The following is an 18,137-nucleotide window of genomic DNA, read 5'->3' as shown; positions in this document are numbered from 1 at the left end:
GATCGCAGGGATCTAAAAACTCGCCCTAACTGTGAACCCGTGCTTGGGGATGCAGCGTCGCCAAAACATCGCTTTCGATCGCCGCCAACTCTGCCAGCCGTTCCATCACCACCGGGCGATCGTAGTAAGTATCCGCCAAAACCCAATAAATCCCGTAATGTCGTGCTTCGGAAGCCATTAAGCTGCGATAGAAGGCCGCCAACTTCGGATTGGGGCAATGTTGCGCCAACAGGCCCAGTCGTTCATGGCTGCGGGCTTCGATCAGCCCCGCCACCAGCAGGGAATCCAGCAGGCGACCGGGTTCCTGGCGGCGAATTTGCGATCGCAGGGTGGCCCCATAGGGCGGAGCTGCCAAGGCCCGAGGGGCAATCCCCAGGCGATCGAGCCATTGGTTCACCTGCTCAAAATGCTCCAGCTCCTCTTGGGCGATCGCGGTGAGCTTGCGCACCAGCAGCGTTTTTGTGGAGTATTGGCCCATCAGTTGCAAGGCCACCCCGGCCGCCTTTCGCTCGCAGTTGGCATGATCAATCAGCACCTCATCCAAATGGGCGATCGCCTGGTTCACCCAAGCTTGGGAGGTGGGCTGCTGCAAAAAACGCACCGAGGGCAACTCAGAAATGGCCGGCGGCGGCAGAGAAGGGGAAGACATGGCGATCGGGAGGAAATTGCAAAGAACTGGAACCGTCGATCGAGCAAGTGAATCAACTGGGCGATCGATATCAATGCGAAATTAATGCGAACAAATCCAGTGAACCAGGCCATTGAACAACTGAGCAACCCAAGAGGCCCAAATATCTCAAACCGGCAACGGGCGATCGGGACTGCCCCGAAACCATCCCGGAATTCGCGAAATACAATGGCAAACGTTTCCTAGTCGATTCCTGCTCGATCGGGCCCGTTCGCCGCCCTGTCCGCAACCCACGCTGCCGCCCCTCACTCTCCCCACCCCCGTCTATGGCCGTCGCTCGCAAAGCCAAAGCCCGCCCCACAAAAGCCAAAAAACGCAACACCAAAACCAAGAAAAAACGCAATCAGAAGCGAAAAAATGCCAAGGTCAAAGTTGATCCCAAGGAGCTAAAAAAGCGCCAACGGGAACAAGCCAAAGCTCGCCAAGCCTTTATTCAATCCCTCACGCCGTCCCTCATTGTGGGTGTGATTTTAGGGGCGATCGCTGCCGTTGCCGTTGATCCCAAAATGGGCGTAGTGGCCGGTGCGGCCATTCCGGTTTTGTCCCTGTCTTTGAAATATCCGCGTCAGGCTTTTTGGGGCTTTTTAATGTATTTGCCCCTCAGCGGCACGGTCACCTATGCCTTGGGTGGCAGCGTGGTGTTGCAATTGGCCAAAGACGGCATTTATTTGCCAGCTTTGATTGGCATTTGGCGATCGTGTCGGCAGATGCGAATTCCTTTCTGGGCCTCCAACGCCCTGAAACCCACACTCCTGATTTTGTTAACTTGCTCCGTGATGACGCTGCTGTCCGTGAATGGAATGCAGCAGCTTAAAAAGCCCTTTCCTGATGACAAATCGCCGTTTGCTTTGGGAATTTTAGGCTTTAAGGTTTTCATGGGTTATATTCCCATTATTTTCTGCACCTATCATCTCATTCGCAGTAAAAAAGAACTGCTGTTTGCTACGCGAATCACGTCGGTTTTAGCCATTGTTTGCTGTGCATTGGCCTATGTGCAATATTATTTTCTGCTGACGGGGCGCTGTGCGGGCACTGACCACTTGGAAGGATCGGGATTGTTCAAGGCCTCGATCGACGCTCGTTGCTTTGTGGGCGGCTCCTTGGTTTGGAGTCCATCGCAAAATATGGTGCGACTACCGGGAACCTTTGTGGCTCCTTGGCAGTGGGCTTGGTTTCTAATTTCCAATGCCTTTTTTACCTATACGACGGCTTTTAATGATCCATCTCCCCTGTGGCGGTTGATTGGCTTGGGAGCCATGGGTGGCATCTTCATGAATGCGGTGATTTCAGGCCAGCGAATTGCCTTGGCGCTCGTGCCAGTGGTGACCATCATTCTGTTGGTTTTAACGGGGCAAGTCACCAACTTAAAACGCTTTTTGCCGATCGCCCTTGGTTTGGTGTTGCTGTTGGGTGGTGCAGCGGTTTTATTCCCTGATGTGTTGCAAGAGCGAATTGATAGTTTTACCAGCCGTTGGGCTGCTTCTCCGGCCGATGAATTCATTGGGGAGCAGTTTGGATTTGTGCTTAAAAAAGCCCAAAATAATCCCTTTGGGGCGGGCTTAGGCCGAGCCACCAACTCAGCGCGGGTGTTTGGTCGCACAACCTTGATTGAAACCTGGTTTCCCAAGGTGATGTGGGAGGTGGGTTTTCCGGGCATTGCGGCATTTTTGGCCTTCGTGACGGTGATTACCATCACCACGTTTAAGGCCTATCGATCGGTCAAGGAAAAAAATCTGCGCGGCATCGGAGCCAGCTATTGGGTGTTTGTGCTGTTCATCAGTTATCAAACCTATTACTACCCGTTGGATGTGGATCCAGTGGCGGTTTATTACTGGTACGCAATCGGGGTGTTGTTGCGATTGCCCGAGATCGATCGCGCCGATCGTAAGCAACGACTCTTGGAAGCCGAGGACGATTCAGAAGACTTAGAGGCAGATTTAACCGATGATTTGGAGGAATCAGCCAATAATGGAACCAGTCGCCGGGGAGCCGCCAAGGCCGCTCCCGGTTAGCATCTGGTTTTAGCATCTCGCTATTTTTGTGCCAGTCTTGTGGGATTGAATCAACGAATCGGCAGGAGCGTCAGGGAGCTTTGTGGATGAGACTGACACCCAACACCAAGGTTTTGATTTGTGGGATTGCCGAACCGCTGGCGATCGCCCATGTGCCGCTGATGCGGGACTACGGCACACAGGTGCTGGCGGGTGTCAGCCCCGGCGAAGGGGGCCGATCGATCAATGAAATTCCCGTTTTTGATTTGGTAGAAGAGGCGATCGCCACGGTGGGGCCGATCGATGTGGTGATTGTTTTTTCGCCAGCCTATGCGGCGGTGGATGCGGCCTTGGAGGCGATCGCGGCCGGCATTCGCCAGGTGGTGATGGTGTCGGCCGGTGTGCCGCCGTTGGATATGGTGCGCCTGGTGCGGCGGGCAGAGGCCACCGATACGTTGGTGCTCGGCCCCAATTGCCCGGGAATTATTGTGCCGGGACAGGTGTTGTTGGGAATGCACCCGGCCGAGTGCTATCAACCGGGGTCGATCGGGATTGTCAGCCGATGCAGCACCCTGGCCTACGAGGTGGCGCTGCAACTGACGCGGGCTGGGTTTGGCCAATCGATCGCCGCTTGCATTGGGGCCGATCGCGTGGTGGGATCGTCGTTGCTACAGTGGCTGCAAATGCTGGATGAGGACGATCGCACCGAGGCCATTGTGCTGCTGGGCGAAGTCAGCGGCGATGGGGAACTGCGGGCCGCGCGTTACATTGCCGAAACGATCGATAAGCCCGTGATTGCCTACATTGCCGGACACTTTGCCCCCGTGAACCGCTCGATCGGCCATGCCAACCAGATCGTGGCCTCGCGCACGGAGTTGGGCAAACGGGGCAAAACCGATGTTGCCACCAAGGTCGCCGCGCTCAAGGCCGCCAAGGTGAGAGTGGCCGATCGCCCCTCCAAAATCCCCGAGCTATTGCAAAGGGCCCTGAACACCAAAGCCAAGGCCCCTAGCGCCAAGTGATAACCGGTGGAGCTAGATCTGATTGTCGGCCAACCTAAGAAGCAGCCAGCAACTCATCTAGCTTGCCTTCCTGCTCCAGGGCGTGGATGTCATCACAGCCGCCCACATGGTGGTTATTGATAAAAATTTGGGGAACCGATCGCCGACCATTAGCCCGTTCCGCCATCTTGGCCCGCCCTGGCTCATCGCCGTCTAGAACATATTCCGTATATTTCACCCCTTTGTGGTCGAGCAATCGCTTGGCCCGAATGCAAAAGGGGCAAGTTGTCCAGAGATAAATTTCAACGTTGGCAGCCATAGGATGCGATCGCGGTGGTGTTCAAGATTTATGAAGGATTGTATCTAGTTTCTCGATCGCTTGTGACCTAGCCCAGGCTCCAGCCCACCTTCAGACACCAGAAGGGCGATCGCCCCGTCGGTCGATCGCCCTTCCATTCAGACCCCATTGGGCCAAGGCGCATCGGGATCAGCACCCGAATGAGCCGCCGCGATCAGCCAGTGTTCCGCATTCCGGCCGCAATTCCGTTAATGGTCAGCAGGGCCCCGCGCAACAGCTCGCTGCGGCTATAGCGCGATCGCGCCATGCCAGTCGCTGACTGTTGCTTGTGTTGGCGTAACCGCTTGAGCAACGACGCTTGCAGGAAGCCCAAGGGCACGATCGTGCCGTTGCGCAACTGCACCGACCGCTGCAACGCCGGGTCTCCATCCAACAGGCGATCGTGGCCCGTAATTTTCAGCACCAGATCCCGAGTCGTCATGTACTCATGGGCAATTTGCTCAAACAGAGCCTCAAACCGGTCTCGGTTGGCTGGCTGCGTCAACTCATTAGTGTAGTGGCGGGCAATTTGTAGATCCACCTTCGCCAACGTCATTTCCACCTTCGAGATCGCCATCTTGAAGAACGGCCACTTGAAGTAGAAATATTGCAGCAGCTTCAGGTGTTCTTCCGGTTCCTGATCCACAAAGTCTTGCAGGGCCGTGCCCACCCCATACCAGGCGGGCAACAGGAAGCGGCTTTGGGTCCAGCTAAACACCCAAGGAATGGCCCGCAGGCTGCTGAGATCCTTCTTGCCGCCCCGGCGGGCCGGTCGCGAAGAGATTTGCAATTGACTAATTTCCTCGATCGGGGTGACCTCATGGAAAAAGTCAATGAAATCCGGTTGTTCGTAAATCAGCGATCGGTAATGTTCCCGCGATCGCGCCGACAGGGACTCCACAATCTCATTCCAAGCCTCGATGTCATCAAACCCCGTGCCCAACAGGCTCGATTGAATCGTGGCGGCAGCCACCTTCTCCAGGTTATAGAGCGCCAACTCGGGCAAGGAATATTTGGAAGCCAGCACTTCCCCCTGCTCCGTGATTTTGATGCGGCCTTGGATGCTGCGGCCCGGTTGGGCCAAGATGGCTTCGTAGGCCGGGCCGCCGCCGCGTCCCACGGATCCACCGCGCCCGTGGAAAATCTTGAGGGCCACCCCAAAGCGATCGGCCACCCCTTGCAGCGCCTTTTGGGCCTTGTGAATTTCCCAATTACTGCTGAGGAAGCCCGAATCCTTGTTACTGTCCGAATAACCGAGCATCACCTCTTGCTGATTGCTGGTGGGGGTGTGGGGACGCATTTTGGCGAATTCTGCGCCCGTTTGCCCTTCGGTGGCCGCTTCCAAAACAGCATCGAGGCGATCGTAGCCACCCGCCAACAATGCGCGGTAAAGCCGCATGGAGAACAGCCCCTCCATCACCGACGGCGCACATTTCAAGTCTTCCACCGTCTCAAACAGCGGCACAACGCGCAGGGTTCCTGACCCGGTGGCGGGGTCATAGAGGCCTGCTTCCTTGGCCAGCAACAGCACTTCCAGCAGATCGCTGGCGTTGTGGCTCATGCTGATGATGTAGGTTTGGCAGACTCCGGGGCCAAACTCGTGCTGTAGCTGTCGCACCACCCGCAGGGTTTCGATCGCCTCGCGGGTTTTGTCGGAAAAGGGCAACTCCGCCGGAATCAAAGGACGACGGGTGCTTAATTCCTGCACCAGCCAGGCCGTTCGTTCTGCCTCGTCCATTTCCCGATAAGGCTTGGGCAACAGTTGCAGATATTCCGTAATTTCATCGATCGCAGCTGAGTGACGGCCACTCTCTTGGCGAATATCCAAATGGGCCAAACTAAACCCAAAGATTTCCACCCGACAGATCAGATCTTCCAAATCCGAGCAAACTAAGCCCGTTTGTTGCAAACTGCGCCGGATGAGATTCAATTCCGCCAAAAATTCCGTGCCCGATCGATAGATGCTGACCGGATTGTTTTCCAACATATCCGAGTGCAATTCATCTCCTTCGTAGAGCCGGTTCGATCGCGCCAGGGTGTTAATCAGCCGCTGTTCAATGTAAGCCAGCTTCAGGCGATAGGGTTCTTGGCGGAAACGCACCGCATATTTTTCGTAAATATCCGGCAGTCGAGCCTGCTCCTGCTCCAAGGATTCCAGCAGCTCCGGCAGCACATCGCTCCAGTGCAAAGAAAGGCTCAACAAACTGCTGAGACTTTTCACCGATTGCAGATATTTTTTCAGCACCAAGTTGCGCTGATAGCAGGCGGTTTTCCAGGTCACTTCTGGCGTGACGGAAGGGTTGCCATCGCGATCGGAACCTACCCAAGATCCAAACCGACAAAAATCGAAACGGGGCGGAGTCAGGCCCGGAAATGACGATTTCAACGCCCGATCAAACCGGTGATAGAGCTGGGGAATCACCTCAAACAGCACTTCTTCAAAATAGTGCAAGGCATAGTCCACCTCATCCAGCACTGTCGGTTTGAATTGGTGTAATTCATCGGTGCGCCACCAAAGGCGAATTTCTTCCGTGAGTTTTTGGCGCAGGGTTTGGGCCTCGATCGAGGTGCTCAGCCCCCGATCGCGCAAATCTTCCTCCACCAAATCCAGCTCCCGCAAAATCTTCACCAACCGCCGCTGTTTATCGCGAATCGTGTGGCGCACAATTTCCGTTGGGTGAGCCGTAAAGACCAACTGAATATCCAATTGATCAATCAACTTTTGAATTTGCCGAGGCGGCACATTCAGTTGTTGCAAATAGGGAAATAGCCAATAGAACGTACCGCAATTATCCGGAATCTGATCCGGTTTGGGAATGCTCCGCTCCAGCACCTTTGCTTCAATTCCACCCTTCGATTCAGGATTGTCAAAGGGGCTATGGTTGCTAAAAAGCTTCGTCAAAATGGGCTGACTGCTGGCAGTTTCGTATTGCCGTTGTTGATCGCGTTGTTCGTAATGTTGCTCAACGATATTAATCAGTTGAAAATAAAGGGCAAAGGCACGCGCAGCCCGAATTGCCGAATTAAGGTCTAGGTTTTCAACCAGCTTCAAAACATCAGCTTCGCAAAAATCAGCGGCTTGGCCGTCCGGCGCGCAGAGATCCAACAGTCGATCTAGCAGGGATACCAATTCCTGACCGCACTCCTGTTGCAACACCTGCCGCCACAGGTCTTCCATCACCTTGAGACGATGCCGCAAAAACAAGTCTGATGCCGAGGCTGCGGCAACTTCTCGATCGAGCGAATGGATGGTCGAACTCATAGAGCGATCGGCTGGCTCGGTAAGGTTGGTCATGCTCCCTAGATTATAGGAAGGCGGGGCTTTAGAAACCCATCCTCATCCCGCCAGCTCGCCAGCGGGTGGGTTGTTGATGAGGGACGGGAAACCTGAATCCTGTTTGGGTCTGGGGGTGGGCAGTTTCCCCCCAAGGAGCCAACATGGTGCATGAAATCCCGGATGGATTGTGCGTTTAAACGGCCCCAGAATCGGTATAGCCCTGTACGGTTTCCGGGTTTTGCAGCCGAATTAAATCATTTGCTTGGCGGGTTTGCATCAGATCAAGATTTTTGATCACCAACAGGTATTGATCTTGATCAAGTCGATTGCGATAGGCCAGCACATCGCCGTTACCTCCCGTCAGGCCCAGGCCGCCTCCAACGGTCACGCTGCCCATGGCTCCCCCGATCGCCCCCAACAGACCACCTACCAAATGGTTGCCCACCGGGCCAGCCCATTCCGTGAAGGTTTGCAACCCCGTCGCCAAGCTGAATCCCACGCCGGCCAAAAAGCCAAAGGGAATCGTCCAAAAAGCCATCATCTTAATTTGGCGACGAGCCTGCTGGCTGGGGTCAATGAAGCCAAATTCATCGGCGGTTTTGTAGCCCTTGCCCAAAATGGCCATTTGCTTGAGGTCAAAGCCTGCCGCTTCCAGGGCCGTGTAAGCCGCTTCCACGCCCATGCGATCGGCAAAGACAGCAATTAGGTAGTTCATCAACCAACTCCAAGAAACAAGCCCTAAAAACCAAAATCAGGATTGAGCTTACACTCCATCCTGATTCTGACTCGACAGGCATCATAGCCTACGCACTGTCTTGAGGATTGCCACCCGGCAATCTGACGAGTTACGGGGCCGGTTGCTGGTCTAGTTGCTGGGCAGGTTAATGGCCATCAGCGATCGATCCAAACCCGCCGAAGTGGCCAGCGCTTGCCAAGCGGCTGCTCGATCGCCCGAGCGATCGGCTTCAATCACGCTGCTCACCGCGTCGTACCAAATGCCCGCACGAGCATAGGCCGCCGCCGCCGTCAGCCGATCGGGAGCTGCCGTTGCTTCCGCCACCGCAGAGCTGGCTTCCACCCGTTGAATCCAGCCGCTAGCGAAGGTGTTGCGCGGTTCTTCGCCGTTGGCCGTTTCGCAAGTGACCGAAACGTACCATTGATAGGCCTTGCCAGCGGTCAGGCCTTGGCCCTTATCCCGCAGCTTCACCTGCACCAAGCCGCCTTCCTGGGGAAGAGCGATGGTTTGCTCGTCCAAGTCGGCTTCCGTTGCGTCCGTCAACCGGAAACGAGCCGTGCTGCCCATCCCAGCGGGCACATAGACCCACAGCGAAGGATGAGCACTGGCCGTCAGCGCACCCTGTTGGCCTGGAACTAAGGGCATGAGGGCCAAGGCCGAGGAACCACAAGCACCGCGCCGGCCTCCACTGACCGTGTGGCGAAGGGTGCGGTTACCCCGGGGAGCGAACCCAGCTTCTTGGCTCGGGAGCGAATTAAAGCTAACGGCGGGCCCTTCTGAGCCAGCTTGACCGTTAACCAAAGGCATTCCTGCCGAAGCGGTGAAACTTGAAAGGGCGATCGCCCCGGCCGTCAAAACCGAGGAAACAAAGAATCGGGAGAGCATGCGATTGGGCACCATAAGAACTACCCCTTATGAGACTGATACAAGCAAAAGCAGTAGCGACCTACAAGGGCTGGATGTTATCTGTCCTCGCGGCTGCTGTTCCCTACCCCTGAGACTCTATTAAAAACGATACTCGGGAAAAAGTAGTGAACCATGTTCCGATCGCGGCTTCGGTTGGGCCATGGTCTGGATTGATCATGACCATAGCTGTGCCCTGCGAACCGCAAACTCAACACCAGGCGAGGACGGAAGCGAATTCCCGTTCAGTCAATAGATGCCCCTGGAAGCCGAGTCCGTCTAGACAGTTAACAAACTGTCTCTCAGTGTATGGCATTCCCCCAAACCAGCTATGTACCGATCAACACTCAGTTCACGGTGAGCTGACTGATCTTACCGGCGGGCGGGCGCGAAACAGGAACCAAAGCGATCGCGCTAAATCCTACGCTGAGCGCGGAACGCCCCTTGCGGAGCACGATTCACAAAGCGAGCTTGGGGGAAGCTTGGCGAAAGCAGTCCCCTATTGGGAATTTTGAAGAAATGTAAAGAGTCGCAAACAATCGCAAGCTTGAGTTGGACTGCCTCAAGCGGGATCGAAAAGTTGGATCGAATTTGACTCAACTTGATGGATTCAGCTTGGCAGACTCAACTTAGACTCAACTGAATTTTGGTGAGCGGGGCAGTCCCTTTCCGGCCGATTCTGAAATCGGAAAACCGCGTTTTTGCCATTGTTTTTGCCATTGATTAACCCACTGGCTCCCTAACCCATTAACCCATCAGAATTACCCGATCGAGCACATGGATCACGCCATTGGCCGCTTCGATGTCGGCCGCCACCACCGTGGCATTTTTCACCTCGAAGTTTTTGCCAACCCGCACCGGAATCGGAGCACCTTCGAGCGATTCCAGTTGGGTCATCTGGGCCAAATCTGCTTGGGTGTATTTACCAGCCACCACGTGATATTTCAGGATGCGAGCCAGTTGTGGGGGGTTTTGCACCAGGGTTTGCACCGTGCCGGGTGGGAGCTGAGCAAAGGCCTGGTCGTTGGGCGCAAATACGGTGAAGGGGCCTGGACTTTTCAGGGCTTCGACCAATCCAGCCACCTTGACGGCGGTTACGAGGGTTTCAAAGGAACCGGCATTAATGGCAATGTCAACAATGTCGGGCATGGTCAAGGATGGGGGTGAAGTCCAGGTACAGGGCAATGCAGAGCCGCTGGGGCCCAAGGTTGCCGCTAAATCCCAATCATCCTACCGTCGATCGCCCGATCGATTGGCGGTGGGCAATTTTGGAGTTTTAATACCTCCGATTGGGCATGGTTGGCCCACCCCGCTGTCCTTGGGAAATGGCAGCCATCCCCAGACAGCAGAGCAGGGCTAGATCTAGCAACAATGGGCTACATCGAATGAGCTACATCGATTGCCAATTGCTTGTCAATCAGCAATTGACATTTAGCAATCAGCAATCTGAGATTGGCCGGAGATTGATCTGAAAGTGACCTGAGCGATCGATTGGGTAACCGATCGCCGCTTCGTTACCAGCCCAACACGTAGGCAAACACCAACGGAGCCACGATCGTTGCGTCACTTTCAATCACAAACCGGGGCGTGTCGATCGACAGCTTGCCCCAGGTGATTTTCTCGTTGGGCACGGCTCCCGAATAGGAACCATAGCTGGTGGTGGAATCGCTGATTTGGCAGAAATAGCCCCACAGCGGCGTTTCGCGCAGCAGGTCTTGCTGCAACATGGGCACAACGCAAATGGGGAAGTCGCCCGCAATGCCGCCCGCAATTTGGAAGAACCCGATCGACTGGCCGCTCTCGATCGAAACCTTCGTGTAGTAGTCCGCCAGAGCCATCATGTATTCAATGCCCGTGCGCACCGTGTGGACATTTTTGATGTCGCCCTCAATGCAGCGAGCCGCAAAAATGTTCCCCAGGGTCGAATCTTCCCAGCCGGGCACAAAGATCGGCAAATTCCGTTCAGCCGCCGCCAACATCCAGGAATTTTTGGGATCGATTTGGTAATACTCCTTCAAGGAGCCATTCAGCAGCACTTCATAGAAAAATTCGTGGGGGAACTTCCGTTGCCCAGTTGCATCGGCCGCCTTCCACACATCCAGCACGGCTTTTTCCATGCGGCGAATGGCTTCTTCTTCCGGAATGCAGGTATCGGTGACCCGGTTCAGATGCTTGTCCAGCAGTTTTTGTTCATCTTCTGGGGTCAAGTCCCGATAGTTCGGAATCCGCACATAGTAATCGTGGGCCACCAGGTTAAAGATATCTTCTTCCAGGTTGGCCCCCGTGCAAGAAATCGCGTTGATTTTGCCTTGGCGAATCATTTCCGCCAGCGACAGGCCCAATTCTGCCGTGCTCATGGCTCCGGCCATGGCCAGCAACATCGGATTTCCGGCTTCCACATGCACCTTAAATGCTTCAGCGGCATCCACCAAGGCCGCTGCGTTGAAGTGGCGGTAGTGGTGTTTGATGAACTGACTGACGGGGCCCATAGGTTACTTGCCTTTCAACAAAAGAGTGCGACACAACCAGCAGCCCCGGAATTTGCGTTCAAGGGTCGATCGCGCTGCCCCAGCGTTGACCGAGGATGATTCAAGCCCAGCATCCTTCAGCCCAGGGGGCGATCGCGCGCGATCAAAAAAACGGGGCTGCAATCCAAAACGATCATCCTACCGCCTTGGCCTCAACGAAACATTAAGAAGCGGCACAAACCCGGTTTCGTCCCCCATGTTTGGCGGCATAGAGATAGCGATCGGCTTCTGCAATCATCGCCTCATAATCTCCCAGGGCTAAATGGTCAGAAACACCAATGCTGAGGGTGACGCTGAGTTCTGGGTGAATTTTGGGCCAAGGCGCTTGTTCGATCGCCTGGCGAACTTTGTTGCAAGCCGCCACCGCATCTGCTGAGCCGATGCCCGGCAGTGCAATCACAAACTCTTCGCCCCCATAGCGAGCACAAAGATCGCTCGATCGCAGATTTTTTTGCAGAATTTGCGCCACCCCTTTCAAGACCCGATCGCCCACCGCGTGCGAAAACCGATCGTTGATTCGCTTAAAGAAATCCACATCCCCGATCGCAACACTCAAGGGAGAACGATAGCGCTGAGCCTGCTCAAATAATTGGCTCATTTGCCCATTAAAGTGACGGCGATTAAACAGTCCCGTCAGCTCATCTCGAATGCTCAACTCTGTGATTTTGGCGTTCGCCTTTTCCAAATCCAAGATTTTTTGACTTAGGGCCTGTTGCAGTCGATAAATCTGTAAATGGGTGTTGACCCTTGCCAACACTTCCAACTCTTGAAAGGGCTTGGCGATATAGTCCACACCGCCCACCTCAAACCCCTTAACCTTGTCGTGAACAGCGTTGGCCGCGCTGATAAAAATGATCGGGATAGACTGCAATCGACGATCAGCCTTCAAGCGTTGACAAACTTCATAACCATCTAGGTTTGGCATCCGAATATCTAACAAGATCAGGTCTGGGCGATGGGCCGCGATCGCCTTCAGCGCCTGTTCTCCGCTGTTGACCGGCCGCACCTTGTGACCCTCCCGCACCAGCAACTGGCTCAAGACTCGCAGGTTCACCAAATTATCATCCACCAACAGGATGTTGCCTTGCACTGTCGGGATTGTGCAGGGCGGGTGCTCCAGTTCATGGATGGCTTCGTGCTGGCCGTCTGCTGGGGGGACACGATCGATCATTGAATAGTTCATCGGCTCTGCATCCTGAAGATTGTGGTTTCGAGTTTCTGAAAATTTGCAAATTTAATTCACGAATTGTGAAACTCGAATCATGAAATTCGTGAATTTATCCTAATTGCCAATGAAGCGAAGGAGCAAAATACAAGCACAATACTTAAAAAATTCACTAAGCACTAATTAAAAATATCAATCAAATATCAATTAGCTGTCAATCAAATTTCGTGACAGTCTCATGGCAATTTTGTAACGGTTTCATGACAGATTGATACTTAACAATGACTGTAATTGATCATAATCATAATCATGCAAAATACGATTCAGTTGAGCAATGACTAAGGCCTCTTCCGGGGGCAACTTATGAATTAAATATTCCAGTTCAAAAAAGTCCGCTTCTTGGGCGGCTTTCAGCATTTGCTTACGCCAAGGTTCTGGCAAATTCCGTAGTTTTTGACTCACGCGATCAGTGAGTTCAGGGCTGGCCACGGGCGATCGCCCGCTGAAGCTGCTGCTAATCTCGCTTTCCAAACCGGTGGATAAGTTGGCATACAGATAGCGAACCTGGAGATGATGGGCGATCGCATCCAAAATCGTTTGCTCTCGGAAGGGTTTGCGCACAAATCCATCAAAACCGGTTGCTAAAACCTCTTCTTCATCTTCCTGAAAAGCACTGGCCGTCAGGGCCAGAATAGCCACAAACTGCTGTTTTGAGCGGGCTAGTTTTTTAATTTGTCTCATGGCCGAAATGCCATCAAGTTGCGGCATCCGTAAATCCATCCAAATTAGGTGGGGCTGCCATTTAGACCACTCCTCAATCGCCTGATAGCCGTCATGAACTTCCCGAACAGCAAACCCCACACGCTTGAGCAATTGACTCAAAAGGGTGCAATTTTCCGGGCGATCGTCAGCAATCAAAATTCGAGGAATTGGGGAATCGGGCGCTAACCCAATAATTTGTCTGGGATCGGGATTGGCGCTGTTCGGTTCCCCAATGGGTGCACTGATCGAAAAGTGAAAAGCAGTGCCCTGATTGGGCTGGCTTTTGACCGTAATTTCACCCCCCATGAGTTGTATAAAAGAGCGACTGAGGGCTAATCCCAATCCGGTTCCTGCGCGGCTCGATCGCCCCGATGCGGTTTGCTCAAAAGACTGGAATAACTTGGGTAACTCAGCCGGTTCAATGCCCACCCCGGAATCAATCACCTCCACCATCAGGCGATCGGGCGGTGCATATTGCACTTGCACAGAAATGCCCCCTTCCGGCGTAAACTTAATAGCATTGCCTAAGAGATTGACCAACACTTGGCGCAATTTTCCATCATCCATCACCACATAGGCAGGCAAGGTGGAATCCAGTTCAAAATCGAGGCGTAATCCCTTTTGATGGGTAGCCAACTCGAACATGGCCATGACTTCTTTAAAGAGCGATCGCACCTCGATCGACTGTGTAACGAGTTCCGCCTTGCCCGCTTCAATCTTGGCCATTGATAGGAAGTTATCAATGAGTCTCAATAAATGCTCGCCGCTCATCTGAATCACGGCCAGGTTAGTTTTTTGCTCCTCAGTTAAGCCAATATCGCGCTTCATCAGTTGCGAAAATCCAATGACAGCATTCAGCGGCGTTCGCAACTCATGGCTCATATTCGACAAGAATTCACTCTTAGCCTGATTAGCTAGTTCCGCTTGGTGCTTGGCTGCTTCGGCCTGTTGCTTTTGGCGGGCTAATTTTTGTTCTGCCAGTTGGCGTTGGTGTCGCATGGCCACAAACTCAGTCGCCAGTTGGCCAATTTCACCATTCGCCTTAACCTCGATCGCGCGGTCTAAATTACCTTGCTTCATCAAACGAATGGCTTCTGTTAATTGCTCCAAAGGCTGCGCGATCGTATTTCCCCAAAAATAACCCATCATCCCAATGGGAAGCGCTGTGACCAAAAAAGCCAACAAAAAACTAACTCGCACACTTTGTTCATAGGCTAGGAAGCTGTCATCTACTTCCGAATCATTTTCAAATACAATGAAACCAATAATTTGCTCATCTAATTGCAGCTCAGAAATGCGCTGTGACCATACTTGAGACCACCAACGTTGCAAGTCGAAAAATGGGACGCGATCGCCCCGCGCGGCCCGCTCAGGCGGCAGGATATAGTTGCCTGCTGAGTCCACCACGGAAAACAGCGGGCGGCTGGGGGGCCAGGCTCGCTGGTCGGTTCTGGTTTGTCCTGGCTTGGGAGGTGGGAACCGGCCAGGAATCGTTGCTGGATCTTCTGGCAACTCCGGGAAATCCGGTGGCAAAGCGGCTTCCGAATTGCACGATGATGCCCCGAATCCCCCATGGGTCACGGGAGGCGGAGAGGGTCGCCCAAACATCACCAAAGGGCCTAGCCAAGCCTTGAGCCGCTGAAGCCAGCTTTCCACAGGACAATCGATCGGGCGGGGATCCTTAGGCAGGTCAGCAGCGCGATTGTGGGCCAGTGCTGCTCGACGGCGCTGGATGAAGTGGCCTAGGTCTTCCCGCTGTTTGGCTGCGTCCCAAGATCCAGCCGATTGGTAATAGGCCAATACGTGCGATCGATACTTTTCTTGGTGGCCCTGCACGGTGGCCGGCGAAAAAGAAGCCCGCATCATCTCCAGGGTCAAGTGACCGACCACCGCCGCCCCCAGCCAGCCACTAGCCACCACAGCAAGGACGATTTTGGTGCGCAGGGGCAAAAATTTCATGGGCAAATTAGGGGCTGACGGCCCTTGCTTCTCACCAGTTCAGTCCACGATCAAAGTCCACGATCGCACCCCACGATTGGAGTCCACGATCGCACCCCACGATCGCCAGAGGGCAGGCTTGGGGATCAGGGGATCAACTGCACAGCTTATCCCTTGGCCCGGCGACGGTGCTTGCGAGCAGCCCGTTCCACCTGATCTTGCTCGTAGTCAATCAATCGGCCAAAGTAGGGATGTTGTCCCAAATCGAGCGACATGTAAACGTGGCGGCGCACATTGTCAAAGCCCTTGCGGGTAAAGAACTTCACTGCCGGTTCATTGGCGGGATCCGTATCAATAAATAGGCTGCGGGCCCCTTGGTGGATCGTGCGCTCCACGAATCGATCGACCAAGGAGTCGGCCACGCCCCGGCGCTGGAATCGGTGATCAACCCCGAGCCAATTGATGTAGCCGTAGGTCACCTGTTTTTCAATCACTGTACCCAGCACAAATCCCGCAAACTCGCCTTCCACTTCCGCAATCAGGCAATATTCCGGATCCGTGTTGTAGAGGCCCGTGACCTCCCACTCATCCCAAGTGCGGTAAAGCGTGGGATACAACTCATTTTGAAAAAGCTGCTCGCCCAGGTGAAAGACCGGAGCGAGGTCATCGATCGTCATGTCGCGAGTAACCACCGCATTGGCCGGGGCCGGCTTGGCGGCCGCAGACTCCGCAGGGGGTGAAGACTCAGACCCGAGACCAACATTAGCCCCAGCCCGCGATTCGGACGACTGGGAAGGTAGATGAGGCGAATGAGAAGGCGATGCGTCAGTGGTCACAATAAACCTTAGGGCTGGTTGAACAACACCAAAACCAGCCCGCGATCGCCATTTTATGCGATCGCCATTTGATGGGAACGGATGCGGAGGGACTCGAACCCCCGACCCTCAGAACCGGAATCTGATGCTCTATCCAACTGAGCTACGCATCCAGGGTCGGCTATGCAAGCGGCCGCACAAGCGCCACTCAACATCGCTTGGCTATATTACCACTTCTGACAGCGATCGCCCCTCTCATTTTAAAATTTTAGGGTTGTAAAAATGGTTTGATATTCGCCAACCCCATCACAACCAACCATTACACCCAACTAAGGAGAAGCTCGCTGTGGTTGCCACTGCCCTTAACACCACCCGTTCAGAAGAAATTTTTGCCGCTGCCCAAACGCTGATGCCCGGCGGCGTGAACTCGCCCGTGCGCGCGTTTAAGTCCGTGGGTGGTCAGCCGATCGTGTTCGATCGCGTCCAGGGAGCCTATGCCTGGGATGTGGACAACAACCGCTACATCGACTACGTGGGCACTTGGGGCCCCGCCATCTGCGGCCATGCCCATCCCGAAGTGTTGGAAGCCCTGAAAGCCGCGATCGACAAAGGAACCAGCTTCGGTGCGCCCTGCTACCTAGAAAACGTACTGGCCCAGATGGTGATCGATGCCGTCCCCAGCATTGAAATGGTGCGCTTCGTCAACTCCGGCACCGAAGCCTGTATCGCCGTCCAGCGCCTGATGCGTGCCTACACCGGCCGCACCAAACTGCTGAAGTTTGAAGGCTGCTACCACGGCCACGGCGACATGTTCTTGGTCAAGGCCGGCTCCGGCGTGGCTACTCTCGGTTTGCCCGACTCCCCCGGCGTGCCGAAAAACGTCACCGCCGACACCCTGACCGCCCCCTACAACGACCTGGAAGCCGTCAAGGCCCTGTTCGCGGAATATCCCGGCGAAATCGCGGGCGTAATCCTGGAGCCGATCGTGGGTAACGCGGGCTTCATCGTCCCCGAACCCGGCTTCCTGGCAGGTCTGCGCGAAATCACCAAGGAAAACGGCGCGCTGCTGGTGTTCGACGAAGTGATGACCGGCTTCCGGATCGCCTACGGTGGCGTACAAGAAAAATTCGGCATTACCCCCGACCTGACCACCCTCGGTAAGGTGATCGGCGGTGGGCTGCCCGTGGGCGCTTACGGCGGCCGCCGCGAAATCATGCAAATGGTCGCTCCCGCTGGCCCCATGTACCAAGCGGGAACCCTGTCGGGCAACCCCTTGGCCATGACCGCTGGCATCAAGACTCTGGAGCTGCTGCGTCGTCCCGGCAGCTACGAATATCTCGACCAAATCACCGGCAAGCTGATCACCGGCCTGTTGGCGATCGCCCGGGAAGCAGGTCACGAAGTCTGCGGCGGCCACATCAGCGGCATGTTCGGCATGTTCTTCACGGCAGGCCCCGTGCGCAACTACGAAGAAGCGAAGGCCGCTGACCTGACCAAGTTCAGCCGCTTCCACCGGGGCATGTTGGAGCGGGGCGTGTACCTGGCTCCCTCGCAGTTTGAGGCGGGCTTCACGTCGTTGGCCCACACAGACGAGGACATCGAAGCCACCTTGGCCGCCGCTCGCGAAGTGCTGTCGAGCCTGTAATCGCAAACTGCGCTGAATGACTCAGTTCATGAGCGGGGACAGGTTTTGGATCTGTTCCCGCGCTGAGTTTCATCAAAGAGCAACCCAAGTCCGACAGGGCAACGGCTGTAACTCCGACAAGCGCCGAGTTTGATAGAGATATCGAGTTCGGAGGACAGCCGATGGAAACCCTCGAAGACATCAAGTTGTTGTTGGAAGTAACGGCGGCGTTGGCGGCTTTGTCGCAGACCTTTCCGGTGGCAGCAATGTTTGCTGGTTCGGTGGCGATCGCCTGGTTGGTGTTTCCTGGCTTGAAGCGTTCGCGTGACAAGAAGTAAGTTCGATCGGGGGCGTGGGGACTAGCAACCCTGC

15 protein-coding genes and 1 tRNA gene are annotated in these 18,137 nt (G+C 54.8%); 5 read left to right on the top strand and 11 right to left on the bottom strand.

All coding sequences use genetic code 11. The annotated features are described in order from the left end of the window. Positions 1-25: 25 nt before the first annotated feature. Positions 26-649: a tRNA-(ms[2]io[6]A)-hydroxylase gene (locus H6G53_RS12690; protein WP_190533448.1), complete on the bottom strand. Its 624-nt coding sequence runs from the start codon at positions 647-649 to the stop codon at positions 26-28. Between the two features lie 305 nt (positions 650-954). Between H6G53_RS12690 and hpsL the strand changes: the two genes are divergently transcribed. Then, on the top strand, positions 955-2,700 hold the full coding sequence (hpsL, locus tag H6G53_RS12685) for a hormogonium polysaccharide biosynthesis protein HpsL (RefSeq protein WP_190533445.1): 1,746 nt from the start codon (positions 955-957) through the stop codon (positions 2,698-2,700). Between the two features lie 86 nt (positions 2,701-2,786). Then, positions 2,787-3,701 carry a CoA-binding protein gene (locus H6G53_RS12680; RefSeq protein ID WP_190533441.1) on the top strand — a complete coding sequence of 305 codons (915 nt, stop codon included), beginning with the start codon at positions 2,787-2,789 and terminating at the stop codon, positions 3,699-3,701. A 34-nt stretch (positions 3,702-3,735) separates the two neighbouring features. Here H6G53_RS12680 and grxC read toward each other — a convergent pair whose 3' ends face one another. From grxC to H6G53_RS12655, 5 genes are all read right to left on the bottom strand, one after another. After that, positions 3,736-3,999, bottom strand: coding sequence for a glutaredoxin 3 (gene grxC, locus H6G53_RS12675; protein WP_099532050.1), 264 nt, complete (start codon positions 3,997-3,999; stop codon positions 3,736-3,738). A gap of 193 nt (positions 4,000-4,192) precedes the next feature. Continuing rightward, the gene (ppc, locus tag H6G53_RS12670; protein ID WP_099532051.1) at positions 4,193-7,279 is read right to left on the bottom strand and encodes a phosphoenolpyruvate carboxylase; all 3,087 of its coding nucleotides are present in this window, start codon (positions 7,277-7,279) and stop codon (positions 4,193-4,195) included. Positions 7,280-7,487: 208 nt separating this feature from the next. After that, positions 7,488-8,009, bottom strand: a complete 522-nt coding sequence (locus tag H6G53_RS12665) for a hypothetical protein (RefSeq protein ID WP_190533438.1) — start codon at positions 8,007-8,009, stop codon at positions 7,488-7,490. Positions 8,010-8,159: 150 nt separating this feature from the next. Continuing rightward, on the bottom strand, positions 8,160-8,930 hold the full coding sequence (locus tag H6G53_RS12660; protein WP_190355403.1) for a DUF928 domain-containing protein: 771 nt from the start codon (positions 8,928-8,930) through the stop codon (positions 8,160-8,162). A gap of 750 nt (positions 8,931-9,680) precedes the next feature. Continuing rightward, entirely contained in the window at positions 9,681-10,082 is a 402-nt protein-coding gene (locus tag H6G53_RS12655) for a fasciclin domain-containing protein (protein WP_099532054.1), read from the bottom strand. Between H6G53_RS12655 and H6G53_RS12650 the strand changes: the two genes are divergently transcribed. Beyond that, positions 10,057-10,293: a hypothetical protein gene (locus H6G53_RS12650; protein WP_190533435.1), complete on the top strand. Its 237-nt coding sequence runs from the start codon at positions 10,057-10,059 to the stop codon at positions 10,291-10,293. The genes H6G53_RS12655 and H6G53_RS12650 overlap by 26 nt on opposite strands. Positions 10,294-10,447: 154 nt before the next feature. Here the strand turns inward: H6G53_RS12650 and H6G53_RS12645 are convergent, their stop codons facing one another. The 5 genes from H6G53_RS12645 to H6G53_RS12625 all read right to left on the bottom strand — a co-directional run bounded on the left by H6G53_RS12645 (position 10,448) and on the right by H6G53_RS12625 (position 16,314). Then, on the bottom strand, positions 10,448-11,422 hold the full coding sequence (locus tag H6G53_RS12645) for a deoxyhypusine synthase family protein (protein WP_099532056.1): 975 nt from the start codon (positions 11,420-11,422) through the stop codon (positions 10,448-10,450). Positions 11,423-11,624: 202 nt separating this feature from the next. Beyond that, positions 11,625-12,644 (bottom strand): diguanylate cyclase, encoded by a 1,020-nt coding sequence (locus H6G53_RS12640; RefSeq protein ID WP_190533432.1) that lies wholly within the window; start codon positions 12,642-12,644, stop codon positions 11,625-11,627. A 240-nt stretch (positions 12,645-12,884) separates the two neighbouring features. Then, positions 12,885-15,347, bottom strand: coding sequence for an ATP-binding protein (locus H6G53_RS12635; protein ID WP_190533429.1), 2,463 nt, complete (start codon positions 15,345-15,347; stop codon positions 12,885-12,887). Between the two features lie 146 nt (positions 15,348-15,493). Beyond that, positions 15,494-16,003, bottom strand: a complete 510-nt coding sequence (locus H6G53_RS12630; RefSeq protein WP_099532059.1) for a GNAT family N-acetyltransferase — start codon at positions 16,001-16,003, stop codon at positions 15,494-15,496. A 237-nt stretch (positions 16,004-16,240) separates the two neighbouring features. Then, a tRNA-Arg gene (locus H6G53_RS12625) sits at positions 16,241-16,314 on the bottom strand. A 173-nt stretch (positions 16,315-16,487) separates the two neighbouring features. On the opposite strand from H6G53_RS12625, the gene hemL reads away from it, so the two are divergent. Continuing rightward, the gene (gene hemL / locus H6G53_RS12620) at positions 16,488-17,786 is read left to right on the top strand and encodes a glutamate-1-semialdehyde 2,1-aminomutase (RefSeq protein ID WP_190527250.1); all 1,299 of its coding nucleotides are present in this window, start codon (positions 16,488-16,490) and stop codon (positions 17,784-17,786) included. Positions 17,787-17,947: 161 nt separating this feature from the next. Continuing rightward, positions 17,948-18,103, top strand: a complete 156-nt coding sequence (locus H6G53_RS12615) for a hypothetical protein (protein ID WP_158234333.1) — start codon at positions 17,948-17,950, stop codon at positions 18,101-18,103. The last annotated feature ends 34 nt before the right edge of the window (positions 18,104-18,137 follow it).

Origin of the sequence: Limnothrix sp. FACHB-406 (assembly GCF_014698235.1) — a bacterium.
In the GTDB taxonomy this organism is placed as follows: domain Bacteria; phylum Cyanobacteriota; class Cyanobacteriia; order CACIAM-69d; family CACIAM-69d; genus CACIAM-69d.
The sequence above is the reverse complement of the archived record's forward strand: the minus strand, read 5'-3'. Positions and strand labels throughout refer to the sequence as shown.